The sequence below is a fragment of the Superficieibacter electus genome (assembly GCF_002915575.1).
Taxonomy (GTDB): domain Bacteria; phylum Pseudomonadota; class Gammaproteobacteria; order Enterobacterales; family Enterobacteriaceae; genus Superficieibacter; species Superficieibacter electus.
In genome coordinates this window covers 18,623-34,752 of record NZ_PQGD01000013.1, presented here as the reverse complement: position 1 = coordinate 34,752, position 16,130 = coordinate 18,623, and the positions used below count along the sequence as shown (strand labels likewise).

Below are 16,130 nucleotides of genomic sequence, written 5' to 3'. Positions count from 1 at the left end.
AATTCGCTTTTTTTAACCCTCTGATTTTGAATATCAATCTATTCCGGGACTGGCTTTTATGAGGTATACGGTAGCGTTAACGGGCGGCATCGGCAGCGGCAAAAGTACAGTTGCGGACGCCTTCTCCCTGCTGGGCGTTAACGTCATTGATGCCGATATTATCGCCAGACAGGTTGTCGAACCCGGAACGCCAGCGCTGAATACCATAGCTGAACGTTTTGGTTCGTCGATCCTGACGCCAGAGGGGACGCTAAATCGTCGTCTTTTGCGTGAACGTATTTTTGCTCATCCCGATGATAAATCGTGGCTCAACGCACTCTTGCATCCGCTCATTGCGCAAGAAACCCGGCGTCAAATTCGTCAGGCTACCTCGCCCTGGGTACTGTGGGTTGTGCCACTCCTGGTAGAAAACCGGCTTTATGAGAAAGCCGATCGTGTTCTGGTAGTCGATGTGTCTCGCGACACGCAGCTACAAAGAACCATGCAGCGTGACGGCGTGACGCGTGAACATGCCGAACAAATTCTCTCTGCTCAGGCAACGCGCGAAGAGCGTCTGGCCGTGGCGGATGACGTCATTGATAACAACGGCGCACCGGATGCGATAGCATCGGATGTTGCCCGTCTGCACGCTCAGTATCTGAAGTTTGCGGCGCAGGCTGTTTCAAAGGAAAAACCGTAATGCACCATACCCATATTCTTTTTGAACATCCGCTCAACGAAAAAATGCGCACCTGGTTGCGCATTGAGTTTTTAATCGAGCAACTGACCGCCACATTGCCGGTGACCGATCATGCAGGCGCGTTACATTTTTTTCGCAACGTCGGCGATCTGCTCGACGTACTTGAGCGCGGTGAAGTCCGCACGGAACTGTTAAAAGAACTTGAACGCCAGCAGAAAAAATTGCAAGCCTGGACCGACGTGCCAGGCGTAGACTTAAATCGTATCGAAGCCCTGCGCCAGCAGCTCAAAGCCTGTAGCAGCACCCTGATGTCAGCTCCGCGCATGGGTCAGTTATTACGCGAAGATCGTCTTATAGGTCTGGTACGCCAGCGTCTGAGTATTCCCGGTGGCTGTTGTAGTTTTGATTTACCCACCCTGCACATCTGGCTTCATCTGCCGCAGGTCCAGCGCGATCAGCAAACAGAGCAATGGCTCACCAGTCTGCAACCGCTTCAACAAGCACTGTCATTAATTATGGACCTGGTCCGCAATTCAGCACCTTTCCGTAAACAGACCAGCCTGCATGGCTTTTATCAGGATAACGGCGAAGATGCCGATTTATTACGTCTGCAATTGCCGATGAGCGATCAGCTCTATCCGCAAATTTCCGGGCATAAAAGCCGTTTCGCAATCCGTTTTTTACCACTCGATAGTGAAAATGGTCAAATCCCCGACCGTCTCGACTTCGAACTGGCTTGTTGCTAAGGAGAAAGCATGTCTGATGCCACCGTGGTTAACTGCCCCACCTGCGGTAAAGCCGTAATCTGGGATCAAACCAGTCCATTTCGCCCGTTTTGCAGCAAGCGCTGCCAGCTTATCGACCTTGGTGAGTGGGCTGCAGAAGAGAAGCGTATACCGAGCGCAGGCGATCTGTCGGACAGCGATGACTGGAGCGAAGAGAAACCGTAAGGTTATTATTGTGCCACATTGCCGGGTGGCGGCTTCACGTTACCCGGCCAGCATCGTTATATTACAACAATAAGGCGGGTACGATCGTAGGCCCGTGCAAGTGTAGCGCCGCCGGTCAGATTGTGACGCTATAAGCCGACGTCAGAACCTCTTTATCAGCTTTGCGATCACGGGTTCATTGGCTGGCGGGAACGCGTCGGCATTAAGCTCGCTGACCGCAATCCAGCGACCCGGCTGCCCCTCTTTACCCCACGGATCTCCTTCCCAACGTTCCACCAGCCAGAACCAGAGCGTGATGTGGCGGTCCGGGAATGCGTATTCCAGCTTCTCAAATAACGTTGCCTCGCAAGGCGTAATGCCAACTTCTTCCTGCAACTCACGGATCAGCGCCTGCTCCGGGGTTTCACTGGCTTCGATTTTCCCGCCGGGGAACTCCAGTTTATTAGCCATATGGGCGTCAGCCGCACGCCGGGTAATAAAAATCTCGTTTTGTGGATTGCGAATAATGCCAACGGCAATTTGCAGTTTTTTCATTTAATTAGCCCCATAAAAAAGGCGCAGAAATCTGCGCCTTTTGCGTTGACTCCAGACCTCAGCTCAGACGGCCGTGGCACTGTTTGTATTTTTTACCCGAACCGCATGGGCACGGATCGTTACGCCCGACTTTACGCTCGCCGGTTTGCTCCGCAATCGCTTGTGCCGCGGCGGTGTGATCGTCCTGGTGGCTAAGCTGCTGCATCTGCGCCAGACGTTCAGCTTCCTCGCGGCGCTGCTGCTCCATCTCTTCCACTTCTTCCGGCATCCGCACCTGTACTTTGCTCAGGGTGCTAATCACTTCATATTTCAGCGATTCCAGCATCGCAGCAAACATTGAGAAGGATTCACGCTTGTACTCCTGCTTCGGATCTTTCTGCGCATAACCACGCAGATGGATACCCTGACGCAGATAGTCCATGGCGGCCAGATGCTCTTTCCACAGGGAGTCGAGCGTTTGCAGCATGACGCCTTTTTCGAAATGACGCATCATTTCCGCGCCAACGACCTCTTCCTTACGCTGGTAGACCTCAATCGCGCTGGCGAGAATACGCTCACGCAGGGTCTCTTCATGCAGCTCCGGCTCTTTATCCAGCCATTCAGAAATCGGCAGTTCGAGGTCGAAATCGTTTTTCAGTCGCTCTTGCAGACCAGGAATATCCCACATCTCTTCCAGCGACTGTGGCGGGATGTGATTATCAATGGTCGCTTTGAACACATCTTCACGGATGCTATTAATGGTTTCGCTAACGTCAGAGACATCCAGTAGCTCGTTACGCTGGGTGTAGATGGCGCGGCGCTGATCGTTTGCCACATCATCATATTCGAGGAGCTGCTTACGAATATCAAAGTTACGGCTTTCCACTTTACGCTGCGCATTGGCAATCGCTTTGGTTACCCACGGATGCTCAATAGCTTCGCCCGGTTTCATGCCCAGCTTGCGCATCATTCCGGCCACACGGTCGGAGGCAAAAATACGCATCAGGGCATCTTCCATCGACAGATAGAAACGAGAAGAACCCGCATCCCCCTGACGACCGGAACGACCGCGTAGCTGGTTATCAATACGACGCGATTCATGGCGTTCGGTACCGATGATATGCAGACCGCCGGAAGCCAGCACCGCTTCGTGACGCACCTGCCAGTCCGCTTTGATCTGGGCAATTTGTTCCGCTGTCGGCTCTTCCAGCGCGGCAACCTCTGCCTGCCAGCTACCGCCCAGCACGATGTCAGTACCACGACCCGCCATGTTAGTGGCAATGGTCACGGCGGCCGGGTAGCCTGCCTGCGCCACGATATCTGCTTCACTGGCGTGGAATTTAGCGTTCAGTACGTTATGTTTAATGCCCGCTTTCACCAGCTCGTTCGACACCACCTCTGATTTTTCAATCGAGATAGTCCCCACCAGCACCGGCTGACCTTTCGCCGTACGCTCTTTAATATCTTCAATGATCGCCTGGATTTTTTCCGCTTCGGTCATATACACCAGATCCGCCATATCCTTACGGATCATTGGACGGTTCGTTGGCACAACGACGGTATCCAGTTTATAGATGGAGCTGAACTCGAATGCTTCAGTATCCGCAGTACCGGTCATACCGGCCAGTTTTTCATACAGACGGAAATAGTTCTGGAAGGTAATAGAGGCCAGCGTCTGGTTTTCATTCTGGATTTCCACGCCTTCTTTGGCTTCTACCGCCTGATGCAAACCGTCTGACCAGCGGCGACCCTGCATGGTACGGCCGGTATGTTCGTCAACGATGATGACTTCACCATCTTTAACGATATAGTCAACGTCGCGGGTAAACAGCGCATGGGCGCGCAGCGCAGCGGTGACATGGTGCATCATCATGATGTTGCCCGGCGAGTAAAGCGATTCGCCCTCTTCCATCATGCCTTCTTTAACCAGCAGCTCTTCGATCAGTACCAGACCACGCTCGGTTAAGTTAACCTGACGCGCTTTTTCGTCCACGGAGAAGTGCCCCTCGCCCTGGAAAGTGTCGGAATCTTCTTTTTCCTGACGGATCAGATGCGGGATGATTTTATTCATCTGCTTGTACATTTCTGAGCTGTCTTCTGCCGGACCAGAGATGATAAGCGGTGTACGCGCCTCATCGATCAGGATGGAGTCCACCTCATCCACTAACGCATAGTGCAGTTTACGCTGTACGCGCTCTTCCGGGCTGAAAGCCATGTTGTCACGCAGATAATCAAAGCCGTATTCGTTGTTAGTCCCGTAAGTGATATCTGCCGCATAAGCCTCACGTTTGGCCGGCGCTGGCAGGCCAGACATGTTAATACCTACGGTCATGCCAAGGAATTCAAACAGCGGACGGTTATTTTCCGCGTCACGCTGTGCCAGGTAATCGTTGACGGTCACGACGTGAACACCTTTACCTGACAGCGCGTTGACATAGGCGGGCAGCGTTGCGGTCAGGGTTTTACCTTCACCGGTACGCATTTCCGCGATGCAACGTTCGTTCAACACCATCCCGCCAAGCAGCTGCACGTCAAAGTGGCGCATGCCAAACACGCGTTTACTGGCTTCACGAACCACAGCAAAAGCTTCCGGGATCAGGCTTTCGACGGTAGCACCTTTTGCAAGGCGCGTGCGGAACTCTTCGGTTTTGGCTTTCAGCTCTGCATCAGAGAGCTTTTCCATTTCCGGTTCCATGCTGTTAATCAGGTTTACCGCTTTGCGCATACGGCGCAGGGTACGATCGTTACGACTGCCGAAAACTTTAGTTAATAATTTGATTAGCATAATAAAATCTCAAACGCCCCGCGATGCGGAGTCAAAAATTAGATGAAAGAAGACTGATTCAGCTAAGGCGTTGAGGTCCGGCGCGGATGCCCTGCGCCTGGCTAATCCAGACACAGGCGCTAAAAGCGGGGTGAGGGACGAAAGAAGCAACGGCAATCTGACGGGTTATGACCGGCGGTTTACTTTCCTGAGTCAGCATCGCGCTGAGGGTGTTAAGAAGCGCGATGTGGTGTGCTTTCAGCGAAAGAGGCTTTTCGGCAACCGGCAGTACCTGCGGAGCCATGGCAAAAGAAAGATGGCGGATAACGGTGCGAATGGCATGTTGATGCCAGTAATCTACCGCAAACGAGGGACGACGATTCGCCTCCAGCAGTGCCAGTTGGGTAAAATTAACGCTTGAAGGACGATCGTGGCTGCTGGCCGTCGCTTTTGCTGGCAAAGCGGGTTCAGTATTACAGAGCGCGGGCAAGCCGAAACCAGCCGCAACAATCCCCAACAGGAGATGCGGCCAGAAATATCGTCTGCCTAGCTGTCGCCAGCGCGTCAGTAACCCACTCACGTAAACCACCCGTCTTTAAAATCTATAAGCGCCTGGCGCTTACTATTTATATCCTGCAATGATATTACCATTAATGCCCTGGCCCGGCAGTAGTAATAAAGCCTGGAAAAGCGATAAACAGCTTAAGAAAACGGCAATCAGACAACAGGCGAAGGAGAAAAGGTTAAGCGAAAATATCAGGAACAGCAGAAAAGAAAACGACTGGTCTCCCTGGACGGAGAGGGTGCCAGGTTAACCAGTCGAATTTTAGAGCGTTATGCCAGAACCAGAGAAGGCGCTTTGAATGCCAGCGGCAGTTCTGCGTCGTCTTCAAAGGTGACATATTCCCAGGCTTCCTGTTTTGCCAGGACCGCCTGTAGCAGTTTGTTATTCAGTGCATGGCCTGATTTATAGGCGGTAAACGCGCCAATAATATTGTGACCACACATGAACAGGTCGCCGATAGCATCCAGCATTTTATGACGAACAAATTCGTCTTCAAAACGCAGGCCGTCATCGTTCAATACGCGATAATCGTCAACAACGATGGCACAATCGAAGCTACCGCCCAGGCACAAACCACGGGACTGCAGGTATTCGATATCACGCATAAAACCGAAAGTACGTGCACGGCTGATCTGACGCATAAAGGCGTCTGCCGAGAAGTTCATCGCGTAGCGCTGGTTGCTGGAATCGATCGCCGGATGGTTAAAATCGATGGTAAAGTCCAGCGAAAAACCATTATACGGTTTGAATTCAGCCCATTTATCGCCATCTTCAACGCGAACTGTCTCTTTAATGCGAACGAATTTCTTCGCACAGTTCAGCTCGTCGATGCCTGCGTCTAACAGCAGGTAAACGAACGGTGCGGCACTGCCGTCCATAATTGGCACTTCAGGCGCGTCAACTTCAATAATAATGTTGTCGATACCCAGGCCAGCTAATGCGGCGTTCAGGTGCTCTACCGTTGAAATCCGCACGTCATGCTCATTAACCAGGCAAGTACAGAGCATGGTATCACGCACAGATTTGGCATCGGCCGGAAAATCTACCGGTGGATTCAAGTCGGTGCGACGATAGATGACCCCGGTATTTGCCGGCGCAGGGCGCAACGTCAGGGTGACTTTTTTGCCGGTATGCAAACCGACGCCAGTCGCCTGAACGATACGTTTTAATGTCCTTTGTTTGATCATCGTATTATCTCGCCAAATTACCTATCCAACCGAAGTGTACTATACATTCGGGCGAGCAGTTTAGCACAAAGAGCTAAGATGCCCAACTTCCAGCCAATTCTTAATCGGCTTGTTTACGCAAAAAGGCAGGAATATCCAAATAATCCGGCTCTTTTGCCTGAGAGGTGTTGTCGTTAACCACCTTCGCTACCGGCTTCTGTTCCTGCGTCAGCGGAGCCATGCCGTGTTGCTGATAACGATCCAACACAGGTTGTTGCGTCTGTTTATTAGTGACCAGGGTAATTTCAGGACGCTTGTCCATGCCGATACCGGTCGCAACCACAGTTACGCGCAGTTCGTCGTTCATGTCCGGGTCCAGCGAAGTACCGATAACCACGGTCGCATTATCTGAAGCAAACGCACGGATGGTGTTACCGACCGTTTCGAACTCATCCAGACGCAGGTCGAAGCCCGCCGTAATGTTGACCAGAACGCCACGTGCGCCAGAAAGATCGATATCTTCCAGCAGCGGAGAAGAGATAGCCATTTCAGCCGCTTCTTCCGCACGGTCTTCACCGCTCGCCACGCCTGAACCCATCATTGCGTAGCCCATTTCGGACATGACAGTGCGCACGTCGGCAAAGTCGACGTTCATCAGGCCCGGACGGGTAATCAGTTCAGCGATACCCTGCACCGCGCCTTTCAGCACGTCGTTCGCTGCGCCAAACGCATCCAGCAGGGAGATACCGCGACCCAGCACTTTCAGCAGTTTGTCGTTCGGGATAGTGATCAGAGAGTCCACGTGTTTGGACAGCTCAGTGATACCCTGCTCCGCGAATGCCATACGCTTCTTGCCTTCAAAGTTGAAAGGCTTAGTCACGACAGCAACGGTCAGGATACCGAGATCTTTTGCAACTTCCGCTACCACAGGCGCAGCACCGGTCCCGGTACCGCCACCCATACCGGCGGCAATAAAGACCATGTCAGCCCCATCAAGGGCAGCACGCAAGGCTTCGCGGTCTTCATCAGCCGCATTGCGACCCACTTCTGGGTTAGCGCCAGCGCCCAGACCTTTGGTGATACCACCGCCGATCTGAATCGTCTGTCCGACCGCCGTTTTACGCAGGGCCTGTGCGTCGGTATTTACTGCGAAGAATTCAACACCTTCGATGCGCTCACGCACCATATGTTCGACGGCATTGCCACCGCCGCCACCGACGCCGATGACTTTAATCACCGCGTCGTTGGTCAGTTCCATAGGTTCAAACATAATTTCTCTCTCCGTTGTGCCTGTCGCCTGAGATCGCTAATTTTCTGCGTTCTCTTAAAAAAATCAAAATTCTTTTCGTAGCCAACTATTAAGCCGTTTAATCCACGAGCCAACAGATGCCGTTACGCGCTTTTCAACTTCCGCTTCACCATTTAAGTGGGATTCTTTCCCGTAGTGAAGCAGCCCCACCGCCGTGGAATAATACGGCTCCTGAGCATAATCTGTCAGACCGGTAATATTCAGCGGTGCGCCAATACGCACCTGCGTGTGAAATACGCGTTGCGCACAGGCCGCCAGACCTTCAATTTGCGCCGCGCCGCCGGTTAATACAATGCCTGCTGCCAGGTGATGTTTCACCCCTTTTTCGCGCAGCATCTCCTGCAATTGCAAAATTTCTTCGTTAACCAGATTGAGCAGCTCGGTATATCGCGGTTCGATAACCTCTGCCAGCGTCTGGCGTTGCAGGCTGCGCGGTGGACGTCCACCTACGCTTGGCACCTCTACGCTCTCGTCTTTACCGACAATGGAGCCAAATGCACAGCCATGACGTACTTTAATTGCCTCGGCATCACTCGGTGGCGTACCGAAGGCGTAAGCGATATCGCTGGTGACCACATTCCCGGCATACGGGATCACTTTGGTATGACGCAGCGCTCCGCCTGTATAAACAGCGATATCCATTGTACCACCGCCGATGTCTACGACACAGACACCCAGCTCACGTTCATCTTCTGTCAGTACCGAATAACTGGACGCCAGGCCGGCAAAAATCAGTTGGTCAACTTTAAGACCACAACGTTCCACAGCTTTAACAATATTTTTCGCCATATCGTTGTGACAGGTGATCAAGTGCACTTTTGCCTGCATACGCACGCCTGACAGACCTACCGGGTTTTTAATCCCTTCCTGGTAATCAATGGCATATTCCTGAGGAATGACATGCAGTACGCGATGTTCATCACGCACTCGCACCGATTTCGCCGTATGCACGACGTTTTCGACGTCTTCCTGCGTTACTTCTTCTTCTGAAATCGGCACCATGCCAATTTCATTTTGACAACTAATATGTTTACCTGAAAGCGCCAGATAAACCGAGGAGATTTGGCAGTCAGCCATTAATTCAGCCTGATCGATAGCGCGCTGCACGCATTTTACTACCGATTCAAGATCGTTTACCCCGCCTTTATCCATACCACGCGACGGGCAACTGCCCACGCCTATGATATTGACCATACCGTCGGGCAGAACCTCCCCTACTAAAGCGGCCACCTTTGCGGTGCCAATCTCCAGTCCAACTACCAGTTTTCTGTCCGTCGCCTTGATCATTATTGCTCTGCCTGTGCCTGATTCTGTTGTTGATTAGGTTCCTCAGTCGGTGCCGGTACCCAACCGACCGCCGCGCCCGAGTCATAGCGCAAATCAACGTAGCTAATCCGTTTGCCATCGGTCTGCGCTTGCTGTTGTAAAACTGGATACAGTTCTATAAAGCGCTCCAGACGTTTCATCGTATCACCGCGTCCCAAATTAAGCCTGATATCATTATTAAGCGTTAATTGCCAGGAACGGCGCGCGGTCATGGCCGCCATTTTTAACGTGAATTTGTCCTTTGCCAGCACCTTCCCCATATCGCGATAGCCTTGTAGTACTTCATTTTCGCTTCCTTCAGGACCTGAGAGCATCGGCAAATTATTCTTGCTGGTGCGATCGGAAGGCACGCTGAAAGAATTACCCTCAGCATCGACCATATGCTGATCATTCCATCGTGCTATCGGCACATATTCAACCAGATGAATCTTTAATTCGTCTGGCCACTGTTTTCTTACGCTGGCCTGTTTAATCCACGGCAGCCGTTCAATCTGGCTCTGAATAATATTGACGTCCTGCGTCATAAACGTGCCCGGCGCGCCAAGTGCCAGAATAGACTGGCGAATATCGTCATTACGTGTGTAATGGCGATCGCCAGTTACCACCAGTTTTGAAAGCGGTAAACGCTGCGCATCGTCCATCCAGCCCAATATCATCCAGCCGCTAATTAACACGGTACACAGCACCGCCAGCAGGAAAATAATGCCCGCCAGACGTGTTCCATTATTTCGCCGGGAAGAAGAAGCCACTTCCTCTTCGCGGTTTCGCGTGTTCAGCGCAGCCTGCGACATATCAACCCGCCAGGTCCAAAATTCGTACTACCAACTGCGAAAAGCTCATCCCTGCCTGACGCGCCGCCATCGGCACCAGGCTGTGGTTGGTCATACCCGGAGAGGTATTCGCTTCCAGCAGATAAAACTGGCCATCGCTGTCCAGCATCACGTCGATTCGTCCCCAGCCGCGACAGCCAAGAACATTCCATGCATTTACCACCAGCGACTGTAATTTCGCTTCACGTTCAGCTTCCAGACCGCTTGGGCAAAAATACTGCGTCTCATCAGAGAGATACTTCGCCTCATAATCATAGAAGGTTCCAGCAGGTTGAATGCGAATTGACGGTAAAATTTCTTCACCGAGTATCGCGACCGTAAATTCAGGCCCGCTGAGCCATTTTTCGATTAAAACTTCTTCATCATGCTGAAAAGCCAGCGTTAATGCAGCCTGTAAAGTGTCAAGTTCTGTAACCTTAGACATACCAACGCTGGAACCTTCCCTGCTCGGCTTAACAATAAGCGGTAACCCCAGGTCAGTAATGCGCTGGCGTACATCCGCAGAAAGCCCTTCAGCAAAGGCTTTGCGGCTCAATGCGACCCAGGGAGCTACAGGCAAACCCGCTCCCTGCCAGAGCAATTTGCTGCGCAGTTTGTCCATGGAGATAGCGGACGCCATGACGCCACTACCGGTATAGGGGAGATTTGAAAGCTCCAGTAATCCCTGTAACGTTCCATCCTCACCGCCACGTCCATGTAAGGCTATAAACACTTTCTGAAACCCCATATCTTTAAGATGGGTAATATCTGTTTCATGCGGATCGACAGGCCAGGCGTCAACGCCCGCCTCACGTAAACCTGCCAGTACCGCTGCACCAGAATTCAGTGAAACTTCACGCTCTGCGGAGGTACCGCCGAGCAGCACTGCTATCTTATCAGCCACGGCGCTCTTCCTCCTGAGATTGCGACTTCAGTTTGATTTCCGATAAGTTACGCGCAATTTTACCTATGTTACCTGCGCCCTGAACCAGAATCAGATCGTTGCCGGTTAATACCGGAGCCAACATATCGGCAACCTGCGCCGGATCGGAAACCAGAATCGGATCGACCTTGCCACGTCCACGGATAGTACGACATAAAGAGCGGCTGTCCGCGCCGGGGATCGGTGCTTCGCCGGCGGGATAGACTTCCAGCATCAACAGCGCGTCGACCTGTGTCAATACCCTGGCGAAATCATCGTAAAGATCGCGAGTACGGGTGAATCGATGCGGCTGGAAAAGCATGACCAAATTTTTGTCCGGCCAACCCGCGCGCGCGGCTTTAATGGTGGCATCAACTTCCGTTGGATGATGACCATAATCATCGATTAACATTGCCGTCCCTTGCTTACCGTTAACCTCTTCCAGCGGGTATTCACCAAGGAAATCAAAGCGACGACCGGTGCCCTGGAAATTTTCCAGCGCGCGCAGGATCGCCTCGTCGTCAATGCCTTCTTCGGTCGCCACCGCCACCGCCGCCGCCGCGTTTAAGGCGTTATGGCGGCCCGGCGCATTCAGGGTGACGGATAACACCGGCTTGTCCTGACGCAGGATTGTGAAGTGTCCCTGCGGCCCGTTTTGCGCATAATTTTCAATGCGTACGTCCGCATCGTCGCTAAAACCGTAAGTTGTCGTCTGGCGGCCCACGCGCGGCAGCAGCTCGCGGATCACCGGATCGTCCACGCACATCACCGCACGACCGTAAAACGGCAGGTTATGCAGAAAATTAATAAACGTCTGCTTCAGGTTTTCGAAGTCGCCCTGATAGGTATCCATGTGATCGGCTTCGATGTTGGTGACAATAGAAACCATCGGCTGCAAATGCAGAAACGACGCATCACTCTCATCCGCTTCGGCAATCAGGTAGCGGCTATGGCCCAGACGTGCATGGACGCCTGCGGCTTTGACCAGCCCGCCGTTAACAAACGTCGGGTCCAGGCCCGCTTCAGCATAAATACTGGCGACCATCGCGGTCGTGGTCGTTTTACCGTGGGTTCCGGCAATGGCGATACCATGGCGAAAACGCATCAGTTCTGCCAGCATTTCCGCACGACGGATGACCGGAATGCGCGCTTCATGGGCGGCAACGATTTCCGGGTTATCAGCAGAAATTGCCGTAGAGACCACCACCACGCTCGCATCAAGCACGTTTTCCGGGCGATGATTAAAATAAATGGTCGCTCCCAGCGACGCCAACTGCTGCGTGACCGGGTTTGGTGCCAGGTCAGAGCCGCTAATCTGATAGCCTTCATTGGCCAGAACTTCGGCAATACCACCCATGCCAGCACCGCCAATGCCGACAAAGTGAATGTGCCGGACGCGACGCATCTCGGGCACGATTGAACGCAGTTTAGCCAGTTGTTGTGTATTCATTCTTTAACGCCATAACTTCAATATTCATGCGGTGCAAACGGCACCACCACAGTTAAGCCCGGGCAGCCAGGCTTACTTCATTTGCGACACGTTCTGTTGCATCAGGAATGGAAGCCGCGCGCGCGCGGTCCGCCATTTTTAGCAGGGTTTCTCTGTCCCACCCTGCCAGGGTTGCAACGATAGCCTCCACGGTAAACTGTGGCTGCTCAAGAATTTTTGCCGCCCCCGCTTTTTCCAGCGGCAGCGCGTTCCAGTACTGCTGACGGTCTTTATGCTGAAATGGCACAAACAACGCCGGTAAACCTGCGGCGGCGATTTCGCTCACCGTCAGCGCGCCGGAACGACATACCACGACGTCGGCCCAGGCGTAAGCGGCCGCCATATCATCAATAAATTCGGTCACTTTATGCTGCGGCTCACCTGCGGCGGCGTACGCCTGCTCTACGGTCTGCTGCGCGCCTTTTCCGCTCTGATGCCAGATAGTAATTTTTTCACCCAGTTGCGCCGCCACCTCCGGCAACGTCTGGTTTAAAACCCGTGCGCCCTGCGATCCGCCGATAATTAATACCCGTACCGGGCCTTCACGCCCCGCCAGCCGCGTTTGCGGCAACGGCAGCGCCAGCACATCGGTACGCACCGGGTTGCCGACCACATCGGCATGCGCAAACGCACCGGGAAATGCCTGCATTACTTTTTTGGCAATCTTCGCCAGCCACTTGTTCGTTAGCCCTGCGATGCCGTTTTGCTCGTGTAGTACCACCGGAATACCCAGCGACCACGCCGCCAACCCGCCGGGACCAGAAACATAGCCGCCCATTCCCAGCACCACATCCGGCTTAAAGCGTTTCATAATCGCCCGCGCCTGACGCCAGGCGTGAAAAATACGCAGCGGTGCCAGTAGCTGAGCTTTAATTCCTTTACCGCGCAGCCCGGAGATCTGAATAAAATCGATCTCAATACCGTTTTTCGGTACCAGGTCTGCTTCCATACGATCGGCGGTTCCCAGCCAGCGTACCTGCCAGCCCTGCGCCATCAGATGATGGGCGACCGCCAGCCCCGGGAACACATGTCCGCCGGTGCCGCCTGCCATGACCATCAACCGCTTACCCTGACCGCTCATCGTTGACCTCGTGTAAACGCCTGGGCTTTTTCCAGACGCGTTTCATAATCTATGCGCAATAACATCATGATGGCCGTCGACATAATTAACAGGCTCGACCCACCGTAACTGATTAATGGCAACGTCAGCCCTTTTGTCGGCAGCATACCTGCCGCAGCGCCGACGTTAACTAATGCCTGGAAGCTAAACCAGACGCCGATTGAACAGGCCAGAAAACCTGAGAAGCGTTGATTGATTTCCAGCGCCTTGCGGCCAATCGACATCGCGCGAAAAGCGACGAAGAATACCATCAACAGCGCCAGTACCACACCGATATAACCGAGTTCTTCGCCGATAATTGCAAAGATGAAGTCGGTGTGCGCTTCCGGCAGATATTCCAGTTTCTGTACCGAGTTACCCAGCCCCTGCCCCCACAGTTCGCCGCGACCAAAGGCCATTAGCGATTGGGTGAGCTGATAGCCACTACCGAATGGATCTTCCCACGGGTTCCAGAAAGAAGTAACGCGGCGGATACGATACGGTTCTGCGAGGATCAACAGAACCACAGCCGAAATCCCCATTCCAATGATGGCGATGAACTGCCACAGCTTTGCGCCTGCCAGGAAAAGCATTGCCAGAGTGGTCACAAACAGCACCACCACCGTCCCGAGGTCCGGTTGCGCCAGCAGCAGGATCGCCAGCACGAAGATAACACCCATCGGTTTTAAGAAGCCGCGCAGGTTGTTACGCACCTCGTCAGCTTTACGCACCAGATAGTTGGCGATGTAGCAAAACAGCGCCAGCTTGGTAAATTCTGCTGGCTGAATACGTAGTGGCCCGAATGCAATCCAGCGCGAAGCCCCGTTAACTGAACTGCCCACCACCAGCACAATCAGCAGCATAATGATGGAGGCAATCAGCAGCGAGGTACTGTAGCGCTGCCAGAAATCCATCGACAGCCGCAGCGTGATCATCGCCAGGCAAAATGCCAGAAACAGATAGAGTGCATAGCGTTTAGCAAACAGGAAAGGATCGTCCGCCAGCCGCTGCCCTACTGGCATTGAGGCTGATGTCACCATCACAAAACCAATCGCCGCCAGCCCCAGCGTGAGCCAGAGCAGCGTGCGGTCGTACATTATCAGGCTGTCCGCATCTTTCTGACGCGACGCCATAACCCAGCCTTTCATCGCCGTAAATAGCCATACCAGGACGCTGAATCCAGGCAGGCGTGGCATTCTCAGGCGTGGGAGGGATAAACGCATCAACCAAGCTCCTTCGCCAGACGGGTAAAGATATCGCCCCGTTGCTCAAAATTTTTAAACTGATCCAGACTGGCGCAGGCAGGAGAGAGTAATACCATGTCGCCGGGCTGCACGCGCGCGGCAATCAGACGCATCGCCTCTTCCATCGTCTCTGTTTGCTTAGCGATTTCCGGGCGTAATTCTGCCAGTTCAGCGCCGTCGCGGCCAAAACACCACAGGCGAATATTGTCGCCGCTGAGGTAGCGTTTTAAGGAGGAGAAATCCGCAGATTTTCCGTCGCCACCCAGCAGCAAATGCAGCGTACCCTCAACCTGAAGCCCATTAAGCGCCGCTTCTGTACTGCCTACGTTGGTGGCCTTAGAGTCGTTGATCCAGCGAACGTCGTTATGCACCAGCGCGGTCTGGAAACGATGCGCCAGACCACTGAAGGTAGTCAGCGCTTTCAGGCTAGTGGCGCGCGGCAGATTAACCGCATCCGCCAGCGCCAGCGCCGCCAGGGCATTGGTATAGTTGTGCTGGCCGGTGAGCTTCATCTCCGCCACGTTCAGCACCTTCTCGCCTTTTGCCCGCAACCAGGTTTCACCCTGCTGGCGGTTAAGGTGATAATCGCCGACGTCAACGCCAAAACTGACGCAGCGCTCATCAGCACCGCGCACCGGCATAGTCAGCGCATCGTCAGCGTTCACTACACAGACCGTGGCGTTTTCATATACTTTCAGCTTCGCCGCGCGATACTGTTGCAGGCCCAGCGGATACCGGTCCATGTGATCTTCGGTGACGTTCAGGATGGTTGCCGCCGCCGCTTGCAGGCTGGAAGTGGTCTCCAGCTGGAAGCTGGAAAGCTCCAGCACATACAGTTCGCGCGCGGCATCCAGCAGCATCAGCGCGGGCAGACCAATATTGCCGCCGACGCCCACATTGACACCTGCCGCTTTTGCCATTTCGCCAATAAGCGTCGTGACGGTGCTTTTACCGTTCGAGCCAGTGATCGCAATAACCGGGGCCTGCGCTTCGCGGCAAAACAGCTCAATGTCACCGACAATCTCAACACCTGCATCAGCGGCCGCGCTAAGTGACGGATGCGCGAGCGCAATACCCGGGCTGGCAACAATTAAATCCGCTGCCAGTAACCAGTCCTCATTCAGACTGCCCAGATGGCTTTCGACGCCTTCCGGTAGCTTATCCAGCCCGGAGGGCGTAGCGCGAGTATCCATGACGCGCGGTATTACGCCGCGCGCGATGAAAAAGTCCACGCATGACAGCCCGGTCAACCCCAGACCAATGATGACCACTTTTTTATTCTGGTAGTCTGTCAT

At 53.5% G+C, this 16,130-nt stretch carries 15 protein-coding genes; 3 read left to right on the top strand and 12 right to left on the bottom strand.

Going from position 1 to position 16,130, the window contains the following annotated elements; translation table 11 throughout:
• Nucleotides 1–58: 58 nt before the first annotated feature.
• Genes coaE through yacG form a run of 3 tightly spaced genes read left to right on the top strand, consistent with a single transcriptional unit; the run spans nt 59 to nt 1,629 of the window.
• Complete coding sequence (gene coaE, locus CHU32_RS16560) at nt 59–679, top strand: dephospho-CoA kinase (protein WP_103677999.1); 621 nt, start codon at nt 59–61, stop codon at nt 677–679.
• On the top strand, nt 679–1,425 hold the full coding sequence (gene zapD / locus CHU32_RS16555) for a cell division protein ZapD (protein ID WP_103678000.1): 747 nt from the start codon (nt 679–681) through the stop codon (nt 1,423–1,425). The genes coaE and zapD overlap by 1 nt, the downstream gene beginning before the upstream one ends.
• 9 nt (nt 1,426–1,434) lie before the next feature.
• Nucleotides 1,435–1,629: a DNA gyrase inhibitor YacG gene (yacG, locus tag CHU32_RS16550; protein WP_103678001.1), complete on the top strand. Its 195-nt coding sequence runs from the start codon at nt 1,435–1,437 to the stop codon at nt 1,627–1,629.
• A gap of 141 nt (nt 1,630–1,770) precedes the next feature.
• Here yacG and mutT read toward each other — a convergent pair whose 3' ends face one another.
• The 12 genes from mutT to murD form a co-directional block, all read right to left on the bottom strand.
• Nucleotides 1,771–2,163, bottom strand: a complete 393-nt coding sequence (gene mutT / locus CHU32_RS16545) for an 8-oxo-dGTP diphosphatase MutT (protein WP_103678002.1) — start codon at nt 2,161–2,163, stop codon at nt 1,771–1,773.
• Nucleotides 2,164–2,221: 58 nt separating this feature from the next.
• Nucleotides 2,222–4,927 (bottom strand): preprotein translocase subunit SecA, encoded by a 2,706-nt coding sequence (gene secA / locus CHU32_RS16540; RefSeq protein ID WP_103678003.1) that lies wholly within the window; start codon nt 4,925–4,927, stop codon nt 2,222–2,224.
• A gap of 58 nt (nt 4,928–4,985) precedes the next feature.
• Entirely contained in the window at nt 4,986–5,486 is a 501-nt protein-coding gene (secM, locus tag CHU32_RS16535; protein WP_103678034.1) for a secA translation cis-regulator SecM, read from the bottom strand.
• A 254-nt stretch (nt 5,487–5,740) separates the two neighbouring features.
• Complete coding sequence (lpxC, locus tag CHU32_RS16530; protein ID WP_103678004.1) at nt 5,741–6,658, bottom strand: UDP-3-O-acyl-N-acetylglucosamine deacetylase; 918 nt, start codon at nt 6,656–6,658, stop codon at nt 5,741–5,743.
• A gap of 100 nt (nt 6,659–6,758) precedes the next feature.
• Complete coding sequence (ftsZ, locus tag CHU32_RS16525) at nt 6,759–7,907, bottom strand: cell division protein FtsZ (protein WP_103678005.1); 1,149 nt, start codon at nt 7,905–7,907, stop codon at nt 6,759–6,761.
• A gap of 63 nt (nt 7,908–7,970) precedes the next feature.
• Nucleotides 7,971–9,233: a cell division protein FtsA gene (gene ftsA / locus CHU32_RS16520; protein WP_103678006.1), complete on the bottom strand. Its 1,263-nt coding sequence runs from the start codon at nt 9,231–9,233 to the stop codon at nt 7,971–7,973.
• Complete coding sequence (gene ftsQ, locus CHU32_RS16515) at nt 9,233–10,063, bottom strand: cell division protein FtsQ (protein ID WP_103678007.1); 831 nt, start codon at nt 10,061–10,063, stop codon at nt 9,233–9,235. The genes ftsA and ftsQ overlap by 1 nt, the downstream gene beginning before the upstream one ends.
• Before the next feature lies 1 nt (nt 10,064).
• A complete protein-coding gene (locus tag CHU32_RS16510; protein ID WP_103678008.1) occupies nt 10,065–10,985 on the bottom strand; it encodes a D-alanine--D-alanine ligase in 921 nt (306 codons plus the stop codon).
• Nucleotides 10,978–12,453, bottom strand: coding sequence for a UDP-N-acetylmuramate--L-alanine ligase (murC, locus tag CHU32_RS16505; RefSeq protein ID WP_103678009.1), 1,476 nt, complete (start codon nt 12,451–12,453; stop codon nt 10,978–10,980). Before murC ends, CHU32_RS16510 begins: the two co-directional genes overlap by 8 nt.
• Before the next feature lie 52 nt (nt 12,454–12,505).
• On the bottom strand, nt 12,506–13,573 hold the full coding sequence (gene murG / locus CHU32_RS16500) for an undecaprenyldiphospho-muramoylpentapeptide beta-N-acetylglucosaminyltransferase (protein WP_103750887.1): 1,068 nt from the start codon (nt 13,571–13,573) through the stop codon (nt 12,506–12,508).
• The gene (ftsW, locus tag CHU32_RS16495; protein WP_103678011.1) at nt 13,570–14,814 is read right to left on the bottom strand and encodes a cell division protein FtsW; all 1,245 of its coding nucleotides are present in this window, start codon (nt 14,812–14,814) and stop codon (nt 13,570–13,572) included. Before ftsW ends, murG begins: the two co-directional genes overlap by 4 nt.
• Nucleotides 14,814–16,130, bottom strand: a complete 1,317-nt coding sequence (gene murD, locus CHU32_RS16490; protein WP_103678012.1) for a UDP-N-acetylmuramoyl-L-alanine--D-glutamate ligase — start codon at nt 16,128–16,130, stop codon at nt 14,814–14,816. Before murD ends, ftsW begins: the two co-directional genes overlap by 1 nt.

What these genes read in the sequence shown, in the direction of transcription:
- coaE (WP_103677999.1), top strand. Translation starts at nt 59, where the DNA reads ATGAGGTATACGGTAGCGTTAACGGGCGGCATCGGCAGCGGCAAAAGT.
- zapD (WP_103678000.1), top strand. Translation starts at nt 679, where the DNA reads ATGCACCATACCCATATTCTTTTTGAACATCCGCTCAACGAAAAAATG.
- yacG (WP_103678001.1), top strand. Translation starts at nt 1,435, where the DNA reads ATGTCTGATGCCACCGTGGTTAACTGCCCCACCTGCGGTAAAGCCGTA.
- mutT (WP_103678002.1), bottom strand. Translation starts at nt 2,163, where the DNA reads ATGAAAAAACTGCAAATTGCCGTTGGCATTATTCGCAATCCACAAAAC.
- secA (WP_103678003.1), bottom strand. Translation starts at nt 4,927, where the DNA reads ATGCTAATCAAATTATTAACTAAAGTTTTCGGCAGTCGTAACGATCGT.
- lpxC (WP_103678004.1), bottom strand. Translation starts at nt 6,658, where the DNA reads ATGATCAAACAAAGGACATTAAAACGTATCGTTCAGGCGACTGGCGTC.
- ftsZ (WP_103678005.1), bottom strand. Translation starts at nt 7,907, where the DNA reads ATGTTTGAACCTATGGAACTGACCAACGACGCGGTGATTAAAGTCATC.
- ftsA (WP_103678006.1), bottom strand. Translation starts at nt 9,233, where the DNA reads ATGATCAAGGCGACGGACAGAAAACTGGTAGTTGGACTGGAGATTGGC.
- ftsQ (WP_103678007.1), bottom strand. Translation starts at nt 10,063, where the DNA reads ATGTCGCAGGCTGCGCTGAACACGCGAAACCGCGAAGAGGAAGTGGCT.
- murC (WP_103678009.1), bottom strand. Translation starts at nt 12,453, where the DNA reads ATGAATACACAACAACTGGCTAAACTGCGTTCAATCGTGCCCGAGATG.
- murG (WP_103750887.1), bottom strand. Translation starts at nt 13,573, where the DNA reads ATGAGCGGTCAGGGTAAGCGGTTGATGGTCATGGCAGGCGGCACCGGC.
- ftsW (WP_103678011.1), bottom strand. Translation starts at nt 14,814, where the DNA reads ATGCGTTTATCCCTCCCACGCCTGAGAATGCCACGCCTGCCTGGATTC.
- murD (WP_103678012.1), bottom strand. Translation starts at nt 16,130, where the DNA reads ATGACAGACTACCAGAATAAAAAAGTGGTCATCATTGGTCTGGGGTTG.